The sequence below is a fragment of the Moorena sp. SIO3A2 genome, from assembly GCF_010672265.1.
Classification (GTDB): Bacteria; Cyanobacteriota; Cyanobacteriia; order Cyanobacteriales; family Coleofasciculaceae; genus Moorena; species Moorena producens.
This window is the reverse complement of the sequence record NZ_JAAHHC010000011.1, coordinates 448,224-466,802: the sequence shown is the minus strand read 5'-3', so window position 1 is coordinate 466,802 and position 18,579 is coordinate 448,224. Positions and strand designations below refer to the sequence as shown.

Genomic DNA, 18,579 nt, shown 5'->3' with positions numbered 1-18,579 from the left:
CGGGCATTTAAACGACATTGTCTTGATCCCAAGCGCGAGTGATGGAAACCCGCGTGGGGCCGACTGCATCGCTTTATTAAATCAAAAAAAAACCTGAAACTCTTTTCCGTATCTTGATGCAAAGCGCGAGTGGGACAAATCCCCCCATGAAGGCGCAGCCGTCGCTTCAGCATAGCTGCCAAAGGCCTAACAGCTTACTACATCAAAGTAGATTCAAACTCCTACTAGAAAAATGATAGGAGTAGAATAGAGGACAGCAGTAAAAACGGGGTTGTGGAGGGAAGAACGTTGGATGAGCTGAGAACTGCGTTAGAGTTAGCAACCGTTGAAGAATTACAACAAGTGACAGACATTCTATTCTGTCGTAGGTTTAATCCTTTAGATTACCTTCAGCTCCCTGACCCAATCGATATCCAAAGCCAAAACCGTGAAGCTTGGTTGGATTCCCTGGAAGACCGATTTCGCTTCTTGGCAGCAGATGGGGTAACAGTACTCAAGGGACGCACGAGTGAAGTAACCTACCGACAAGCCCTGATTCAAGTTTGTCGTTACCTCAAAATTCCTTATTCTCAACGTCTGACTACAACTGACTTGGAAGCAGAAATATTTCTTCACCTAATGGAGAAAACCTGGAAACGCTTACCAACCCAAGAGCAGCAATCCCTAACAGTACAGGTACAGAAATGCTTAGCTAAGTCAAAACTCCCTGAACCCTTACCTGTACAAATCCAGCACAATCCTATCGACTTTTTACTCAAAGGTGGTAGCGCCCTAGCATTGACCTCGATTCTAAAGCCAATAATACTGCAACAGGTGGCACGCCAGTTTGCCCTGCATTTCGCTCGCTATCAGGTGGCTAAACAAGCCCTAGTGAAGGGGGGTTTGGCAGCAGCAGCTCAGTTTCAGAACTACTTGACAGTACAAACAGCACGACAGGGAATGGCACTCAGTGCTGCTCGTTATGGGGTTACTCGGAGTGTTTTTGCCTGCCTAGGTCCGATCATGTGGAGCTATTTCTTCGTTGACTTAGGCTGGAGAGCGATCGCAACCAACTACGGTCGGATTATTCCAACAATCTTAACCTTAGCACAAATTCGCCTGACTCGTGCTGAGTGCTGGGAACCAGTTTAGATTGATAGTAGTGGTTAGTGGTTAATTGGTTCTTGGGAAAGAATAGACATCCAAACAATCACCTACAAATAGGTTGGAAGTGCGCTAAGCTGGGAACTCTTATCTTTCCCCTATTTCCAGCTTTAGGCGCAGTGGGGTTAGTTCTAGCTGTGGGAGATACTTGGCGGCAAAAGTACACCAGTATAATCTCAAAACCCCTAAACTGGGGATTGGCTATTTTGAGTATCTGGCTGCTCATTACTGCTAGCTTAGCATTTAACCCCACAGAAGCGTTCCTAGGTTTAGGGAATTTTATCCCCTTCTTCGCCGTTTTCGCTGGTTTGTCTACCCTAATCAAAACCCCAGCACAGCTGAGGCAATTAGCCTGGATTCTAGTTATTCCTTCCCTAGCAGTAACTATAATGGGTTTTGCTCAGATGGTTTTGGGTTGGACTAGCCCAAAACTATTATCACTAGTCTTTGGTTCAACCTTGGTAGCTAACGGGAATCCTCCAGGTCGGATGGATTCAGTGTTTTTGTATGCCAATATCCTAGCCGCTTATCTACAAATACCATTAATTTTAGGGATAGGGCTGTGGATTGAGAGGTTTCAAGCTAGGCGTTGGAGCTGGCATCGATTCGATTATCCGCTGTTGTTCTTGAGTGTGGTGGTGATCGGTAATGCGATCGCACTAGTTTTGACCAACTCCCGCAATGCTTGGATAATCGCTGTTTTGGCTTGCCTTGCCTTTGCCCTTTACTTAGGTTGGTACTGGCTGGTCACAGCAGTTACTGCTGCTGTTGGTAGTGTTCTGTGGGCATCATTTGGTCCAATGCTAGGGCGTCAATGGCTGCGTAGTATTGTCCCAGCATACTTTTGGATGCGATTGTCTGACCAGTTGTATCCCGACCGGCCCATCGCTACCTTGAGGACAACCCAGTGGCAATTTACTTGGTCAATGATTCAGGAACGTCCCTGGTTGGGTTGGGGGTTACGCAATTTCACTCCTCTTTACCAGTCACAAATGGAAGTCTGGCTTGGTCATCCCCATAATCTACCTCTAATGTTGACTGCTGAAACTGGCATCCCAGGCACACTGATGTTGAGTGGATTAGTTGGCTGGATTATGGTTGAAGGTATCCAACTATTAAGGGTTTGGTCAACCGTTGCGACCCCTACCACTAGACAAGATTGGCATCAAGACAACTTAATTCTGTTCAGTTATCTGGTGGCTTTTGGCAGCTGTACTCTATTCAATCTGCTGGATGTAACTCTGTTTGATTTTCGGGTTAATACCTTGGGATGGCTGTTGTTGTCAGCAATTCGTGGCGTGGCATGTCACATTTAACCTACCTGAGTTCTATATAAGGGAATTGGCTAAACCTTAGTTGAAAAGGAGTCGTCTAAGCACGAGTCAGGATAACCGCTCCCATGCTCCTTAGAATACACGAAGTTAACCTTGGTTTACCGGAATTGTCGGGTTTTGTGTGAGGATTAAAAGCTCAGCATCCTTCCAGATGTCACAATAATCGAAAGCGTTGTCTAACCAGTTAGGATAAAACTGCGGTGGCAAAAGATCGGGTCAGACAAAACATTAGGAATCCCCAAAGCTCAAACCCCACGAGCTATTACGAAATACTGGGATTGCACCCTAGTGCATCACCCATAGCTATCCGACGTGCCTATCGGCAACTCAGTAAGCGCTATCATCCTGATACAACCGACTTACCCACTGAAAGTGCCACGATTAAATTCCAAAAGCTGAACGAAGCCTATGCTACCCTGAGTAATCCAGAGCGACGAGCAATGTATGACCAAAAAATTGGTTATTCCCGCCTCAATGTTATTCAGCCACCCCCTAGTTTAAACAATCCAGTTAATCAAAAGCCACCAAGATCCTCGTCCTCAGCTTACCTTGATCCCACTGACCGCCCCCTTTCAGCTGGGGAGATTTTTGTCCTATTCATTTTAGGACTAACCTTTTTAGGCTGCTTACTACTAGCCATAGCTATTGGATTAACCCAAGGTGAATCTGCTCTGCTAATTTCTAAACCCAGTGGTCATGATTTGCTTACCTTACCCGAGATTAATTCTATTCAACAGGCGAAACCTGATAATTTGGATAGTCAAATACCGGTTAATAACCAATCAGCCCAAAATCTCCAGATAAACCATTCCTAAGAATAACTGATCAAGAATAACTTAGAATATTAATTCTAGTTAATCCCTTATAATTCTAGTTAATCCCTTATAATAGGGTTGATACCATAAATTTTAATTGTGTTAATTGTTAATTTAAAATTGTCAGGTGACCATTGACAATTTTAAATTTTATACTGATGTACCACCAATAATTATAAATAGTTAATCGGACTCGATATGACACTTCCGCCAGGTGATACCCCCTTGTATAACCACCCTCTACCTGAAATAGAGAGGTGGCTGAAAAGACTAGGATGTGAACAAGACAGTAAGGATCTACATTGCTGGCGTGTTGATCGACCTACCTGGAAAGCCGAACTTTGCCTTGAGGTAGAGGAGTTAATCGTGCGCTACCTCAAGTCTGGGGAAGATGGACAAGATATTCAACGATCGTTCAAGTATTCCCTCAGCCGCAAAGATATAGAAGATGCAGTTTTCTGTGGTCCTTAGTCGGTGAAGGGTCTGCTTGAGTTGAAAGTTAGAAGGTTGTTCGCGTAGCGTGGCCGAAAGGCGAAGGTTAGAAGGTTGAAGGTTGAAGGTTGAAGGTTTAATGTTGAAGGTTTAATGTTGAAGGTTAGAAGGTTAGAAGGTTGAAGGTTGAATGTTCCAACTATAGCAGTTTTCAATGGGGTGAGGTACCCCACCCTTTGGGTTTGAGGGAGTAGGGAGTCGGGTCAATGAAAATTGAATGTACCTCATAACTATGAGAAATGCTATAGCTTTTATAAGCTATAACCTTGAACCTGAAACCTACTCTACGGTAACGCCAAAGGCGAACAACTAAAAAACCTTTAACGAAAAAACCTACCCTACAAGGGACGCCAAAGGCGAGCAACTAAAAAACCTTTAACCATCGTTCAACTCCAAGGGGACTCCCGTTATACCCGCGCATGAAGCGCGGGAGACGGGGCGTATAAAGTGCTCCCGCAGGTGACCCAAACAGCCCGGAGACGAAACCTTAAAATAAGGCAGCCTTAATCATGGAGGCGCGCTTTCCATAGGCGAATTAAATTCGCCATGGGTCGCGCCTCAAAGTTTTAACCCTTTTCAGCCAAGCCTCCCAACCATAAAGGCTGCCCCAGCGAGGGATTGCTCGCTGGGGTAACTTCTGACCCTTGGGAATTGGAGACTGGATCTGTTGCGTGTTCTGTAGATTCCCGCTATAATAGTAGTGTCGGGAGCGGGAATACTGAATGCTAACTCAAGTTAATAATCTTCGTTTGGACAAGCAACAGTCTGATGCTCTCAGGCAGATGTGTCACTTGAGCAAAAATATGTTCAATGTGGGACTTTATAATGTCCGTCAATACTTTTTTCAAGAACGGAAACATCTACGATACGAAAGTAATTATCACCACTCAAAAGATAATGAAAACTACAAATTATTGCCGACTGATATTGCTCAACAGACCTTAAAGATTGTTGATAGATCCTTTAAGTCTTTCTTTGGTCTGATCAAACTTAAATCTAAGGTCGGTTACCAGAAAAAAGTCAAGATTCCAAATTACCTTCCCAAAGACGGGTACTTCATTCTTGTTATCCCTATCCTATAAGGAAGCGTGACTGGAGTAAACTGCCGGAAAAAAACTGGGTATTTACTGTCCCTATGTCTCGCCAGTTCAAAAAAGACTATGGAATAGTTCAGTTTACTATTCCAGAAAGGCTTAGATCTAAAACAGTTAAAGAAATCCGAGTTCTTCCTAAGTAGAACGCTAGGTACTTCGATGTTTGCTATTGCTATGAGGATGACCCTGAAACCCAAGTTGAGCAAACTGGTGAGGTCTTAGGAATAGATTTGGGGCTTGATAATTTTGCTACGTGTGTTAGTACTACTCAGAAGTCATTTATTATTGACGGTAAAAGAATCAAGTCTGAGAATCAGTTCTATAACAAACGCAACGCCAAACTTCAGTCTATTAAGGACTTGCAAGGTATTAAAACCTTAACCAATCGACAGGCTAGGCTATTAAGAAAACGTAATCACAAAATCAGAGATTTTACCAAAAAAGCCGCTAGATATGTTGTAAGTTGGTGCAGACAGAACAAAATCAGCAAGATTGTTATCGGGTACAACCCTGACCTAAAACAGAGGGTCAATATGGGCAAGCGAAACAATCAAAAATTCACCCAAATTCCGATTTATATGTTCAAAGACAAGCTGGAAAGCCTCTGTCAACGGTATGGGATTGAGTTGATCGAACAGGAGGAATCTTACACCAGTAAAGCATCTAGCTTGGATAAAGATGAATTGCCTGTATGGAATGCTGATAACCCCAAAAGTTACACATTCAGTGGGAAAAGAATAAAGCGTGGATTATACCGGACTAGTAAAGGTTGGCTGATCAACGCCGATTGCAACGGAGCATTAAACATAATTCGTAAACATACAAGTAAGCCTGATGATTTTATTGGAGGGTTTAGAGGCTGTTTGGCTCAGCCATTAAGAGTTTTATGCTCTTAAGAATCCCTCACTATAATCGCGTGATTTAGTGAGGGAGTGTCAATCTTAGACTTTTCCAAACCGACGTTCGCGCTGCTGATAAGTAGACAAAGCACGGTGAAACTGTCCACGGTCAAAATCCGGCCATAGGGTATCTGTGATGTAAAGTTCCCCATAAGCCATTTGCCAAAGCAGGAAATTGCTCAAGCGCATTTCCCCACTAGTGCGAATTAGCAAGTCTGGGTCACAGACATTGGCAGTGTAGAGATGGCGTGAAAATAGGGCTTCGTCAATGTCATCTGGTTGGATGTGACCAAGCTGTACCTGAGTAGCAATGGCTCGACAGGCTTGTATAATTTCCTGGCGTGCTCCGTAGTTAGTAGCCACAGTAAACTGAATGCCAGTATTATTGAGAGTTTCATTCATAGAGTGCTCAATTTGTGCTTGCAACGATTGCGGTAAGGCGGTCAAATTTCCCACAAACTGAATCCGAACATTCTCCTCCATCATTTCTTGAAGTTCTCTAGCCAAAACCCGCTCAAACAAGGTCATCAGAAACTCCACCTCTTCTAAGGGGCGTCCCCAGTTTTCTGTAGAAAATGCATAGGCGGTCAGGGCTTTGATTCCCCAATCATCACAACAACGAAGTAGTTTTTTGAGAGCCTCCACCCCTTGCCGATGTCCTATAACCCGAGGTAGTCCTCGGCGTTTTGCCCAGCGACCATTGCCATCCATAATCACTGCCACATGCCTAGGCAAACGGTCTGGTGAAAGGTCGCTTGGTAATTTGTTTAGGATAGTTTGCATAGCAGTTATTTTTTCTCTTGAGACGTTGATGATGGAAGACGGAGGAAACGTGAAACTAGCACCCGTCCCTGGGACTTGAATTGGCGACCTAGGTTGCGTAGACCTGGAGCAACTACCTCACGATCCACGACTGGGGAAAATCGTTCCTCTAGCAATTGTTTGAGTTTTGTGCTAGTTAGTGGTCGGTACAATCCTCCTTTTTCCGCCAAAGAAATTGAACCCGTCTCTTCAGATACAACAATACAAAGGCAATTTTCGACACGTTCTGTAATTCCCATCGCAGCCCGATGGCGGGTCCCCAGCTTCCGAGAGGCTGTGCGCTCAGAAAGAGGCAAAATTACCCCCGCAGCTACAACCCGAGAGCCACGAATTAATACCGCTCCATCGTGTAACAACGTAGTTGTTTGGAAAATGGTTTGCAGTAGTTCTTTAGAAATTTCAGCATTTAGCTGAACACCCGGTACAGAAACATCCCGCTCATCAATTGGACCATTAGTTTCTAAAGTTATCAAAGCGCCAACTCGATTTTGAGACAACTCTTTGACCGCGTCTACGATTTCATTGATTACACTGTCAGGCTTAGGAGTGGGACGTCGTTGTCCTTGAAACAACTGCACAATCTCTCCTCTACCTAACTGTTCAAGAAATCGACGAAACTCTGATTGGAAGATGACAGCCATTGCCACAGCTGAGCCAACCACCAACTTTTCTAGCACAAAACTCAATAGCGTCAACCCTAACCTATTACTTACTGCTGCGGCTAACATCAGGACAATTAGCCCTCGAACCATCCATAATGTGCGGCGCTCCCCAATGATGAGGAGCACAAGATAAGTAAGGGCTAGAACCAACCCAACATCGATGCTGTGAAGCAACAATGACTGAGCCCAGCTATGGTCAGTAACAGGACCCGGCAACGGAGGCATTGAACGTTCAGGAAAGAATTAAGGATGGAGATGGAGTCGAACTGGCTTGATTTTAGCGTCAGCCAAGTGATTAGCTCTTAAAAAGTTAATGGTTAATGGTTAATGGTTAATGATTGGCGGTTACCCAAAAGTCAACCACCAACAACCAATAGCTTTTAGCTTTTAGCTTTTAGCTTTTAGCTTTTAGCTAATTTCTGCTCTGGGTCTGAGTCGTTCGGGCAAACGATCTAGGCGAATTAAATCTTGGTAAGTTTCCCGCTGCACAATCACTTGGGCTTCTCCGTCCTTGACTAAAACTGCTGCTGGTCTGGGTAACCGATTGTAATTAGATGCCATGCTGTAATTGTAGGCACCAGTAGCCATTACCACCAAAATATCTCCTGGCTGAGTTTGAGGTAGGGTGGCATCTTTAATCAGAATGTCCCCTGATTCACAATGTTTACCAGCAATTGTGATTTTTTCGGTCAGGGGAGCTGACATCCGGTTGGCAACGACAGAGCGATAAACGGATTGGTAGGTAATGGGACGCGGATTATCTGACATACCTCCATCAACTGTCAAGTAAGTCCGGATTTCGGGGATGACTTTAGAACTACCCAAAGTGTAGGCGGTGACACAGGCTGGACCAACAATGGAACGCCCGGGTTCCGATAGCAGTTTCGGTAGGACGAGTTGCCGAGAAGTGCAAGCAGCAACAACGGAGTCACAGACTCCCTTGACCCAATCATCAATACTAGGGGGGTCATCGGATTCTAGATAACAAATCCCTAAGCCTCCTCCTACATTTATCTCTTGTACTGGCAAATCGTAGTCAGCCGCTTTAACAATACACTCCACTAGCACTTTCGCCAGATCTTGATGGGGTTGCCTCTCAAAAATCTGAGAGCCAATGTGGGCGTGTAAACCAACAAAGTTGAGGGTTGGGTGTTGGCTGATAAAGGTAAAAACTTGATCCCAGGTATCGGGATCAAAGCCAAACTTACTGTCTAGGTGACCAGTGCGGATGTAATCGTGGGTGTGACACTCGATCCCTGGGGTCAAGCGAATCATGATCCGGATATTCTCTTGTGGTAAAGAAGCCAGGGCTTTTAACTCCAGCCAGTTATCCACTACGATGGTGCAGCAAATCTCGGTAGCTAGCTCCAGTTCACTGGTAGATTTATTATTGCCATGGAAATAGAGTTTGTCAGCACTAACACCAGCTTGTAGAGCAGTGTAGAGTTCACCACCAGAAACCACATCGATTCCGAGGCTTTCAGAGTTTGCGATCGCACAAATTGCTAAACAATTCCAAGCTTTAGAAGCGTAGAGAACCAGGGATTCTCCGGGGTAGTAGTTAGCAAAGGCTTCCCGATACTGATGACAAGCAGTTCTAAAGGTTACTTCGTCCACAATGTAAAGGGGGGAGCCAAATTGCTCGACTAGAGTCGTCACATCGCAACCACCAATTTCCAAGCAGTCACGGCTGTTGACTTTGGCGGTTAGAGGTAGCAGTTTCTGATTTGGTGAGGGGTTTGACCCACCATTGTTTGGGTCTGGAGTGATAGATGAATTGAGATACTGAAGCCCTGAATTGTGAACCTCAATGGGTTGAGTCGATAGCATTATGTAATTATTTTCCTGATTTTGCTTTACAGTTGGAACTTGCGTCTCGTTAATCAGTGTACAATTGAAGGCTGTGACTGTCTTAAAACTTAAACCCCTCAAAGCAGAGCACCTAAGTGCCGCAGTGGCACTAGATCAGCTGTGTTTTGGTGGACTTTGGACTCGGTCGGGTTACGAGCGAGAGTTGGATAGCCCCAACAGTCAGTTGTTGGCTTTGGAAGCTCCTCCAAAAGGGGGCAAAAAACCAACTTTGCTTGAAGGCACAGGTGTTCCCATCACCTCATTACCCAATTGGCTGGTAGGCTTAGGTTGTTTTTGGTCAATTTTGGAGGAAGCCCATATTATCATTCTGGCAGTGCATCCTGACTACCAACGTCAAGGTTTGGGTCAATTATTGCTTTATTCATTGCTACAAGATGCTAAACAGCGTAATTTAGAGTGGGCAACCTTAGAGGTGAAACCATCTAATCAAGCAGCACTGGCTCTTTACCAAAAGTTCGGCTTCACTAAAGCTGGACGACGTAGAAATTATTACAAAGACACTGGGGAGGATGCTCTGATTCTATGGCGAGGGGGTCTGAAAACCCCTGAATTTGAGAAAATAATGGCCGATTGTTACGAGGAAATTAAACAGCGCTTGGCTGCGATTGACCTGGAAATTGGTTAATGGCTAATCACTAGAAATGGCTGGGAAGTAAGTAAATAACTGTTTCAATTGCTGCAAGTTGTGTAAAAATCAACGGTGGGCTGATTTACCTGTGCTAGAATCAGCTTACACGGGCATGCAACAGGTGATGGGAATACGCCATGTTTGAACGCTTTACAGAAAAAGCCATTAAGGTGATCATGCTGGCTCAGGAAGAAGCACGTCGCCTAGGTCATAATTTCGTAGGCACAGAGCAAATCCTCCTGGGTTTGATTGGAGAAGGAACTGGCGTAGCTGCCAAGGTCCTCAAATCTATGGGCGTAAATCTCAAAGACGCTCGGATTGAAGTTGAGAAAATTATTGGCAGGGGTTCCGGCTTCGTTGCTGTCGAAATCCCCTTTACCCCCAGAGCAAAGCGGGTTCTGGAGCTATCCCTAGAAGAAGCTCGCCAGCTAGGCCATAACTACATTGGTACAGAACATCTGCTACTTGGGCTAATACGGGAGGGAGAAGGCGTAGCGGCTAGGGTTTTGGAAAACCTAGGAGTAGACCTGTCTAAAGTCAGAACCCAAGTTATCCGAATGTTGGGTGAAACGGCGGAAGTCACAGCAGGAGCATCTCAAGGTCGTACAAAGACTCCTACTCTCGATGAGTTTGGCTCAAACCTAACCCAAATGGCTAGTGAAGGCAAGCTAGATCCAGTAGTAGGACGGGAAAAGGAAATAGAACGGGTAATCCAGATATTGGGACGCCGTACCAAGAATAACCCAGTATTGATCGGAGAACCAGGGGTAGGGAAAACTGCGATCGCAGAAGGCTTAGCCCAACGAATCGCTAACAATGATGTTCCAGACATTTTGGAAGAAAAGCGAGTCGTTACCCTCGATATTGGCTTACTGGTTGCTGGAACCAAATACCGGGGTGAGTTTGAAGAACGCCTGAAAAAAATTATGGATGAAATTCGTCAGGCATCTAACGTAATCCTGGTGATTGACGAGGTTCATACCCTGATTGGTGCAGGTGCAGCTGAAGGGGCAATTGATGCGGCAAATATCCTCAAACCAGCCTTAGCAAGGGGAGAATTGCAGTGCATTGGAGCGACAACTTTGGATGAGTACCGCAAACACATTGAGCGGGATGCAGCCCTAGAACGTCGTTTCCAACCAGTAATGGTCGGTGAACCGTCAGTAGAAGAAACTATTGAGATTCTATACGGCTTGCGGGAGCGCTACGAGCAACACCACAAATTGAAAATTTCCGATGAGGCTCTCGAAGCAGCAGCAAACCTCTCAGACCGTTATATTTCCGACCGTTACCTGCCAGATAAGGCCATTGACCTGATCGATGAAGCAGGAAGCAGAGTGCGTTTGATTAACTCCCAGTTGCCCCCAGCAGCAAAAGAGCTAGATAAAGAACTGCGTCAGGTCCTAAAAGAAAAAGATGATGCGGTACGCTCCCAGGACTTTGATCGAGCTGGGGAACTACGCGATCGCGAAATGGAAATAAAGGCGGAAATTCGCTCAATTGCCCAAAGCAAGAAGAGCGAATCTCGGGGTACTGATGAAAGCCCAGTTGTAGATGAAGAGGACATTGCTCACATCGTTGCCTCTTGGACTGGTGTGCCGGTACAAAAACTGACTGAATCAGAGTCAGAGAAACTACTGCACATGGAAGATACCCTGCATCAGCGCCTGATTGGTCAGGAAGATGCGGTTAAAGCCGTTTCCCGAGCAATTCGTCGAGCAAGGGTAGGCTTAAAGAATCCCAACCGTCCTATTGCCAGTTTTGTCTTCTCTGGACCTACAGGGGTTGGTAAGACAGAATTAGCTAAGTCATTGGCAGCTTACTTCTTCGGGTCTGAAGAAGCCATGGTTCGCCTAGATATGTCCGAATACATGGAGCGCCATACGGTAAGTAAGTTGGTAGGTTCGCCTCCTGGATATGTGGGCTACAACGAAGGTGGTCAACTAACTGAGGCAGTGCGACGTCGTCCTTACACAGTAGTGCTGTTCGATGAAATTGAAAAGGCACACCCAGATGTGTTCAATATGCTACTGCAAATCCTAGAGGATGGCAGGTTGACTGACTCCAAGGGTCGGACGGTAGACTTTAAGAACACCCTGCTGATCATGACCTCGAATATCGGTTCCAAGGTTATTGAAAAGGGTGGCGGACAACTGGGCTTCGAGTTCAGCGATAATCAAGCAGAATCCCAATACAATCGAATTCGGAATCTAGTGAACGAAGAACTTAAACAGTACTTCCGCCCAGAGTTTCTGAATCGTTTAGATGAGATTATCGTCTTCCGTCAGTTGACCAAAGAAGAAGTCAAGGACATTGCCAAGATTCTGTTAAAAGAAGTGTTTGGTCGTCTGTACGAACAAGGCATTACTCTAGAAGTAAGCGATAAATTCAAAGACCGTTTGATCGAAGAGGGTTACAACCCCAGCTACGGTGCCAGACCATTACGCCGAGCAATCATGCGGTTGTTGGAGGATGTGCTGGCAGAAGAAATTCTGTCCAGTCGCATTAAGGAAGGAGATATTGCCTTTGTTGATGTCAATGAAGAAGGTAAGGTGCAAGTCAGTCGTAAGGAAAACCGAGAGCTTTTGCCTCAAGGAGTTGAGTAAGTGATTGTAGGGTAAAGCCCCTAATTATCCTGTGCTAACTCCCCTTAATCCCCCCTTACTAAGAGGGGGGAAATTTTTGGCATTGTTTATTACAAATTACCAGAATAAGTACGGAAGAAGCTAAAAAAGTGCTACCAGTATTAAAGTAAGCTATCAGCCGTCAGCTATCAGCTATCAGCTAGCAAGCGCTTTAACTACACGGGGTCGGATGAGTAAAACGAACAGGGATTTTCAACCAGCGATACCAGCACCCCCCAGCTTGTTTACTACCTCCTGTTGATGAGTCATGATAGCTAAGGGTTGATAGCTGAATGCTTACGTATTAAAAATGGCACGATAATAGTTTATAGGATAATGGAAGACTTTTTTAAAAATGTATCTCGTTACCCACGCTATCTAATCAGTATTACTCTAGGGATATTCTATTCCCTGTTTTTGCTGGTAAAACCACTACTGAACCGCCCCCTAACTGCGATCGCATTAATTGGCATAGTCGTGGGAGTTTCTCTATTCTTGGTTTTCACCCTACGTGGCATGCTCGGCTTCAGTCCGGTTTAGATTAGGTTTAGACTAGGTTTAGACTAGGTTTAGACTAGGTGCGCGCAGCTTTCGATGATGCCCATACTTTAACAAAGGGAACGTCATGACTACAAATCGCCGTGTTTATCGGGTTTCCTCCCTAATTCAACAGGAGGTTAGTCACATGTTGCTTAACGATATCAAAGATGACCGGGTCGGTAGTGGGATGGTTAGCATTACCAACGTTGATGTCTCTGGCGACCTGCAGCACGCTAAGATCTATGTCAGTATCTATGGCACTGATGAGGCAAGATCTAAAACAATGGCTGGATTAAAATCAGCTACAGGTTATGTCCGCCGAGAACTAGGTCGGCGGATTCGCCTGCGCCGCACACCAGAGGTCATGTTTATTGAAGACCGTGGTCTCGAAGGAGGCGATCAGATGCTGAACTTACTGAATCAGCTTTCTCAAGAACGCCAGAGCAAGCAACTCGAAGACGATATTTCTGGAGCACAAGCTTGAATTCTCTCCCAAAGTCACTGCCTGATCTAAATAACCTTTCCCTAGCAGAACAGGTGGCGCAAATGGTAGTGGTTCGAGCATCCGGCTACCTATTTGATCACCAAATTCAGTATCCGATTTGGGAACCCCCAGCCCAGCAATTGCAGCGTTGGTTGCAAGAGTTGGGTATTGGGGGTGTTATTTTACTAGGCGGGAGTGCTGTGGAACTCGCCCTTAGGTCGAAACAACTCCAAGAGTGGGCAAAAATTCCCTTACTGATCGCTGCTGATATTGAAGAAGGTGTGGGTCAAAGGTTTGCCGGTGCCACCTGGTTTCCCCCACCGATGGCACTGGGAGCCATTGCCCAAAACGATCCTGAGCCAGCTTTGCAGTATGTCCGTACTATGGGAGAAATCACCGCTACTGAAGCGTTGGCCATTGGGATTAACTGGATCCTGGCACCAGTTGTTGATGTCAACAACAATTCCCAAAATCCTGTTATCAATGTCCGGTCGTTTGGTGATAACCCTCAAATCGTTAGCCAATTGGCTTCTGCTTTTATCGAAGGAACCCGACCCTATCCAGTCTTAACCACTGCCAAGCATTTTCCCGGTCATGGCGATACCGCGACAGATTCCCATCTGGATTTACCAATCTTGCCCCACTCACCACCGCGACTAGCTACGGTTGAATTGCCTCCCTTTACCAATGCGATCGCTGCTGGGGTAGATGCCATCATGACCGCTCACCTCCTAATTACAGCTTGGGATGACCAACACCCCGCCACCCTCTCTGAGCGAATTTTGACTCAACTGTTGCGCACAGACTTGGGATTTGAAGGACTGATTGTGACTGATGCTCTAGTGATGGGGGCAATTGCTAATCGCTATGGTGCCGATGAAGCCACAGTCATGGCTGTAGAAGCCGGTGCTGATATTCTCTTGATGCCCGTTAATCCCGAAACAGCAATTGAGGCAGTCTGTCAAGCAGTCGAACAAGGACGGATCTCACGGCAGCGGATTCAGGCATCAGTAGAGCGCATAAGTCGTGCAAAACGTAAAGTGGGCTATCACTCTCAAAGAGAGGGTTTAGACGAACACTCCACTGCACAACAAATAGCATCTCTACAAAACCCCCTCTCACAACCTGTCCTGGAGTCGGGCTTAGACGATGATCCAGCTCAACAACCGATAACATTTCAACCCAACCCCAATTGGCTCTCGCAACTAGCTCAACCAACCACAATCACGACTGTAGCCGATATTCTCCAGGCTTCCCAGATAACTAGAGGTTTTCTAGCTTTATCATCAATACCCAGCAGCAGTAATCAACCGTTACGTAATCTAATTTTGGTCGATGATCTCTTAGCTTGTGACTTTTTGGGACAGCATACACCAGCAGTCGCTTTACCAAGAAGGCTGGGTTACAAACTCCAACTGGTTGATAGTCACACGACCCTACCTTCGGAAGTAGTCGATAATCCTGTTGGTGCTAAAACTACTCTGCTACAGCTATTTATCCGAGGTAACCCGTTTCGGGGTAGTGCTGGATTGACAGCAGTAGCTAGGGCATGGCTTAAGATGTTGTTGAAAACTGGGGATTTACAAGCTCTCGTGATTTACGGTAGTCCTTATGTGTTAGAGCAGTTCCTGCCAGAGTTGCCACCGGAAACACCATATGTATTTTCTTACGGGCAGATGCCAGCAGCTCAAGCGATCGCTCTTAAAGCATTGTTACCCGAAAGCTCAACAATAGATACTTTTGTGAGATTTATTTAATTTTTAGGGAGTTTTAAGCTAATTTTTGCCAATTTGCCCCTCTACAGCTTGAGCAGAGGACAAGATGAAGATGAACTACTCCAAAACCTATAGTAATTAGACATTTTAAAATAACCACTAGTATAACAGAAGCATATAGCCCTGGTCAAGTAATAGGAGTTGACAAAATCACCAATCCAATATAGAAAACCACCGATAATTCCAGCTGTACTCCTATCCCCCATCCCCGGATTATTAAGAGACTATTTATAAAGTAAATCTTAAGACAGCTAGAGTAATGAATATGGGTGGGTTAAGGCGGACAGCTCTGTTAAAGCGATGCAGCGAGGTAGCGCGGTCAAAGGAGGCCACCCCATGAGCGACTACCGGTGCGCTCATGGGGGTTTCCCCCACTCGCGCTTTGCATAAAGAGAGACTTGATCAGCTTTCACAGTACTCGCCCCCTATCCCACCCTAAGCAAGGATTTAAGCTTTATTTAACAAACAGCCAATAAAATATATCCCATATTCTGATTACTTAACCAATGGTATCTGGGGGTGGTCAGACGGGTTTGGCAGCCAGGTAGTCCTTAGAGAGACAGGGGGTTTGAGAGAAAGGTAGCTCCTACAGCCAATGACCAATGGCTCAGTCATAACCCAGTAGGCATTTTAGCTGTCCATGGGTTAGACTTTGACAACTTGCCCAAAGTATTGGAAGATCCTTATCAACAAATCTTGGTCAATGGTAACTTCTTATACTGAAATAATTTTATTTCACAGTAAGTAAATTTGGATTAATATAATCGTATCCCCGTTTTTTAGATCAAGCTGATAAGATATCCATGAGTGTTAACACAGTGCCATCTACCCCTTCTATCCGTTATTCAATCGATGTGATCCAAGACGAAGCACGTCGCTTAGTGGATAAAGGATTTGTCAGTCGTCAACAGCCCATTTACGTTCTTTGCCAATATATTCCAGCTCGAGAATGGCTGTGTGTGGAGTGTGAGCTAGAGCAGTGCGAATTCCTGCTAAGAGACCGTATTGCTGACCTGATCGGTTCTCAACAATGGGAAAATGACTAAGCGACCTCAGTCAAACGGCATAGAAGCTGATCCTAAGACAAAAAAGTGCGATCGAGTAGGTAACTAACAAAACCCCATCAATGCCACCGATAAAGGCTATAGTGACTTACTAGATGGGTTGGGCAACCGTCAGCGGTTGAGTATATATCAGCAAACTTCAGGGAATAGTGTTGGGGAGTAACAAAGCTGCCATTTGTAATCAAAAGCCTTGAGTTGATGGTATCTCAGCCCTGAGTGGGTAAATCCATTAGATGGGAACAGAAATGTCAGAGATTGAGCGGAGTTTCTGTTTCCCGTGGTTGATTTCTAGGCTATTAGTCTCCCACTTTAGTCTCCCACTCAGACCTGAGTTTTTTCACGCTCCGTGTCAATCTAACTATTTCAATCTAACTATTACTGTCTGATTTACGCAATTCCTCTAACTCCTTACGAAGATCAGCAAGTTGTGTTGTCAGTTCCTCAATATCATCCTGTGCATTGGACTGAACAGGATTGCTAGATGATGCTGCAGCAGGATCACTGGAGGTACCAGTTGTCGGTGTACCCACGGGATTACCTGGTTGATTCCACATCTGCTCAATAAAACGTCGGGCTTCAAGTTCAGTAGTCTCTCCTTTTTCCGCCCACTCAGTCACCTGTTGATTGAAATCTGACTGAAACTGAGCCAGACTTTCTTCACGCTTTTGAGGGTCTTGCAGGGTTTCAACGAAAGAGGCTGTTGCCCCCAAGGAGGCGCGAAACCCAGTTTGCAGTAATTCCAGGAGATTGTTGGAGTTCATTTATACTAACGATTTACCATAAATTTTTTCTTAAGGACGTCCCACGGACGTGCAGTGCATCTGCTATGGAAGAGCCGAAACGGTTAACAAATTCTTCCCCATCTTCACCATCTCCGTCTGTTGCCCCTATCCCACCTGTTGCCTCTGACCTTAGTTTCTTGAGAGACATTAGGCAGGATGTCACGGGACAACAATTGCTGGAAATGACACCCCAGCCTTCAGCTGACTTGTTCCAAATACAGGTTAACATCTTCTACTACACGAGTCAGTTCAGCTTCCGTACTCAAGCGGATGCGATCATCTCTGAGGGTAATTAAGACTTTAGCAGCAAACGGAGAAGGATAGATATTGGGATTGCAGAAAATCTCAAGAAAGACATCCCCAGTAAATTGGTACTCCATCGGTTGTTGAGGCTTGGGTCTACCACCACTAGATACCTGAGCAGCAGCTTTCAGACTCTGCATCAGTTGGTAAAGCTGACGTTGCAATTTTTTGGCAGCATCGGCGGTGAATGGAAAAGACACCGAACCATCATTAAGATTTAATTTAAGTGGTATAGCGGACATAAGGCAACTTTAAGATGTTATGGATTGTTTGTTAATGGTGGTTGATAAGTTAAGTCGGTAAAAATAAACAAAACATGTGACCCAGCCGATGCAGTTCACGTCAACGGTTAACGGTAAACTTCCAGGGCAAAAACATTAAGCCCTTATTATACTTTCCTGTGGGGACTAACATCGGTCCCCAATGACTATTAATCAAAGCTGATAATCAAAGCTGAGGCTCTGCTTGGGACGTGGTAGCCAAGCTTTTCTCTTTGTCCCGCTTCCGCTTTTTGGCATACAACTGAATTGAGGCAGCCATTGCTATAATCATCGCAAGAATTAACCAAGACGTAATATCTGTAGGCAAACTGTTCTTAAACACTGCCAGTAAAACAATTACCATCAGTAAGACAGTAGGTGCCTCATTGAGAGCACGGAACTGCTGACCAGTCCAACTGCATTGATTGGCAGCCAGCTGTCCCATAATCCTACCGCAATAGAAATGATAGACCAGTAAAAGGGCTACAAAAGCCAGCTTGATATGTAACCAACCTTGCTTGAGCACTTCTGGTTCTGTGACCAGTAAACCAATTGCCATCGCTACCGTTACCACCATACCTGGGGTAGTAATTATGTGATAGAGACGTTTTTCCATAATCTCATACTGATTTTTGAGAATGGTTTGGGCAGGTTCCGGCTCCTGTGAAGCCTCTGCATGATAGACAAACAGACGCACTAGATAAAACAGACCGGCAAACCAAACCACTACACCAATGAAGTGAAACGCCTTGAACCAGAAATAAGCCATAGATTGTGTCCTCCATTATTACAACAGCGTCATGCAGCTCAGCAGTGTCTACCCTCATGACTTCAGCTATAGCGCGTGTCGCGTATCAGCTATCAGCTTCTTGAGGGAAGTCCCAGGAATAATCATGTACTCACTGTCCTCAGCCAAATGCCTAAGTTTTCCTGGCTTCAAAAGCTTAGTAGACCAGAGCTGATCGCTAAATGCTTACGATTATCTC

Annotated in this window: 18 protein-coding genes and 1 pseudogene; 11 read left to right on the top strand and 8 right to left on the bottom strand. The window is 45.3% G+C overall.

Annotated elements, in window-relative coordinates:
- The first annotated feature begins 288 nt into the window (after positions 1-288).
- From F6K64_RS15995 to F6K64_RS15980, 4 genes are all read left to right on the top strand, one after another.
- Positions 289-1,131: a YaaW family protein gene (locus tag F6K64_RS15995; RefSeq protein WP_008179951.1), complete on the top strand. Its 843-nt coding sequence runs from the start codon at positions 289-291 to the stop codon at positions 1,129-1,131.
- A 131-nt stretch (positions 1,132-1,262) separates the two neighbouring features.
- A complete protein-coding gene (locus F6K64_RS15990) occupies positions 1,263-2,459 on the top strand; it encodes an O-antigen ligase family protein (RefSeq protein ID WP_229414315.1) in 1,197 nt (398 codons plus the stop codon).
- Positions 2,460-2,677: 218 nt separating this feature from the next.
- Entirely contained in the window at positions 2,678-3,292 is a 615-nt protein-coding gene (locus tag F6K64_RS15985; protein ID WP_008179949.1) for a J domain-containing protein, read from the top strand.
- 198 nt (positions 3,293-3,490) lie between these two features.
- Positions 3,491-3,763 carry a DUF3143 domain-containing protein gene (locus tag F6K64_RS15980; protein WP_008179948.1) on the top strand — a complete coding sequence of 91 codons (273 nt, stop codon included), beginning with the start codon at positions 3,491-3,493 and terminating at the stop codon, positions 3,761-3,763.
- On the opposite strand, the gene F6K64_RS15975 is transcribed toward F6K64_RS15980, so the two are convergent.
- Positions 3,760-3,957, bottom strand: coding sequence for a hypothetical protein (locus F6K64_RS15975; RefSeq protein WP_131827220.1), 198 nt, complete (start codon positions 3,955-3,957; stop codon positions 3,760-3,762). The genes F6K64_RS15980 and F6K64_RS15975 overlap by 4 nt on opposite strands.
- A 549-nt stretch (positions 3,958-4,506) precedes the next feature.
- Here F6K64_RS15975 and F6K64_RS38915 point away from each other — a divergent pair.
- A pseudogene (locus tag F6K64_RS38915) lies at positions 4,507-5,774 on the top strand (RNA-guided endonuclease InsQ/TnpB family protein).
- Between the two features lie 45 nt (positions 5,775-5,819).
- Here the strand turns inward: F6K64_RS38915 and uppS are convergent.
- The 3 genes from uppS to lysA form a co-directional block, all read right to left on the bottom strand.
- Positions 5,820-6,569, bottom strand: coding sequence for an undecaprenyl pyrophosphate synthase (uppS, locus tag F6K64_RS15960; RefSeq protein WP_044492301.1), 750 nt, complete (start codon positions 6,567-6,569; stop codon positions 5,820-5,822).
- Entirely contained in the window at positions 6,566-7,486 is a 921-nt protein-coding gene (gene cdaA / locus F6K64_RS15955) for a diadenylate cyclase CdaA (RefSeq protein ID WP_008179944.1), read from the bottom strand. Before cdaA ends, uppS begins: the two co-directional genes overlap by 4 nt.
- Before the next feature lie 183 nt (positions 7,487-7,669).
- Positions 7,670-9,091 (bottom strand): diaminopimelate decarboxylase, encoded by a 1,422-nt coding sequence (gene lysA, locus F6K64_RS15950; protein ID WP_008179941.1) that lies wholly within the window; start codon positions 9,089-9,091, stop codon positions 7,670-7,672.
- 73 nt (positions 9,092-9,164) lie between these two features.
- Here lysA and rimI point away from each other — a divergent pair, with 73 nt between their 5' ends.
- From rimI to F6K64_RS15920, 6 genes are all read left to right on the top strand, one after another.
- Positions 9,165-9,758 (top strand): ribosomal protein S18-alanine N-acetyltransferase, encoded by a 594-nt coding sequence (rimI, locus tag F6K64_RS15945; protein ID WP_287265799.1) that lies wholly within the window; start codon positions 9,165-9,167, stop codon positions 9,756-9,758.
- A gap of 140 nt (positions 9,759-9,898) precedes the next feature.
- Entirely contained in the window at positions 9,899-12,367 is a 2,469-nt protein-coding gene (locus F6K64_RS15940; RefSeq protein WP_287265798.1) for an ATP-dependent Clp protease ATP-binding subunit, read from the top strand.
- 354 nt (positions 12,368-12,721) lie between these two features.
- Positions 12,722-12,925 carry a DUF751 family protein gene (locus F6K64_RS15935; RefSeq protein ID WP_071106700.1) on the top strand — a complete coding sequence of 68 codons (204 nt, stop codon included), beginning with the start codon at positions 12,722-12,724 and terminating at the stop codon, positions 12,923-12,925.
- 85 nt (positions 12,926-13,010) lie between these two features.
- A complete protein-coding gene (gene rbfA, locus F6K64_RS15930; protein WP_071106699.1) occupies positions 13,011-13,409 on the top strand; it encodes a 30S ribosome-binding factor RbfA in 399 nt (132 codons plus the stop codon).
- A complete protein-coding gene (locus tag F6K64_RS15925; protein WP_008179932.1) occupies positions 13,406-15,166 on the top strand; it encodes a glycoside hydrolase family 3 N-terminal domain-containing protein in 1,761 nt (586 codons plus the stop codon). Before rbfA ends, F6K64_RS15925 begins: the two co-directional genes overlap by 4 nt.
- A gap of 821 nt (positions 15,167-15,987) precedes the next feature.
- On the top strand, positions 15,988-16,230 hold the full coding sequence (locus F6K64_RS15920) for a DUF4327 family protein (RefSeq protein ID WP_070395448.1): 243 nt from the start codon (positions 15,988-15,990) through the stop codon (positions 16,228-16,230).
- 386 nt (positions 16,231-16,616) lie between these two features.
- Here the strand turns inward: F6K64_RS15920 and F6K64_RS15915 are convergent, their stop codons facing one another.
- The 4 genes from F6K64_RS15915 to hemJ form a co-directional block, all read right to left on the bottom strand.
- Positions 16,617-17,009 (bottom strand): hypothetical protein, encoded by a 393-nt coding sequence (locus F6K64_RS15915; RefSeq protein WP_008179929.1) that lies wholly within the window; start codon positions 17,007-17,009, stop codon positions 16,617-16,619.
- A gap of 13 nt (positions 17,010-17,022) precedes the next feature.
- Positions 17,023-17,193, bottom strand: coding sequence for a hypothetical protein (locus F6K64_RS15910; protein WP_154659683.1), 171 nt, complete (start codon positions 17,191-17,193; stop codon positions 17,023-17,025).
- A gap of 34 nt (positions 17,194-17,227) precedes the next feature.
- The gene (locus tag F6K64_RS15905) at positions 17,228-17,575 is read right to left on the bottom strand and encodes a hypothetical protein (protein WP_008179925.1); all 348 of its coding nucleotides are present in this window, start codon (positions 17,573-17,575) and stop codon (positions 17,228-17,230) included.
- Between the two features lie 205 nt (positions 17,576-17,780).
- Entirely contained in the window at positions 17,781-18,362 is a 582-nt protein-coding gene (gene hemJ / locus F6K64_RS15900) for a protoporphyrinogen oxidase HemJ (RefSeq protein ID WP_008179923.1), read from the bottom strand.
- Between the last annotated feature and the right edge of the window lie 217 nt (positions 18,363-18,579).

Bases quoted from the DNA above. Each gene is read 5' to 3' on its own strand.
- lysA (WP_008179941.1), bottom strand. From the start codon at position 9,091: ATGCTATCGACTCAACCCATTGAGGTTCACAATTCAGGGCTTCAGTAT.
- cdaA (WP_008179944.1), bottom strand. From the start codon at position 7,486: ATGCCTCCGTTGCCGGGTCCTGTTACTGACCATAGCTGGGCTCAGTCA.
- F6K64_RS15940 (WP_287265798.1), top strand. From the start codon at position 9,899: ATGTTTGAACGCTTTACAGAAAAAGCCATTAAGGTGATCATGCTGGCT.
- F6K64_RS15905 (WP_008179925.1), bottom strand. From the start codon at position 17,575: ATGTCCGCTATACCACTTAAATTAAATCTTAATGATGGTTCGGTGTCT.
- rbfA (WP_071106699.1), top strand. From the start codon at position 13,011: ATGACTACAAATCGCCGTGTTTATCGGGTTTCCTCCCTAATTCAACAG.
- F6K64_RS15935 (WP_071106700.1), top strand. From the start codon at position 12,722: ATGGAAGACTTTTTTAAAAATGTATCTCGTTACCCACGCTATCTAATC.
- F6K64_RS15980 (WP_008179948.1), top strand. From the start codon at position 3,491: ATGACACTTCCGCCAGGTGATACCCCCTTGTATAACCACCCTCTACCT.
- F6K64_RS15920 (WP_070395448.1), top strand. From the start codon at position 15,988: ATGAGTGTTAACACAGTGCCATCTACCCCTTCTATCCGTTATTCAATC.
- hemJ (WP_008179923.1), bottom strand. From the start codon at position 18,362: ATGGCTTATTTCTGGTTCAAGGCGTTTCACTTCATTGGTGTAGTGGTT.
- F6K64_RS15915 (WP_008179929.1), bottom strand. From the start codon at position 17,009: ATGAACTCCAACAATCTCCTGGAATTACTGCAAACTGGGTTTCGCGCC.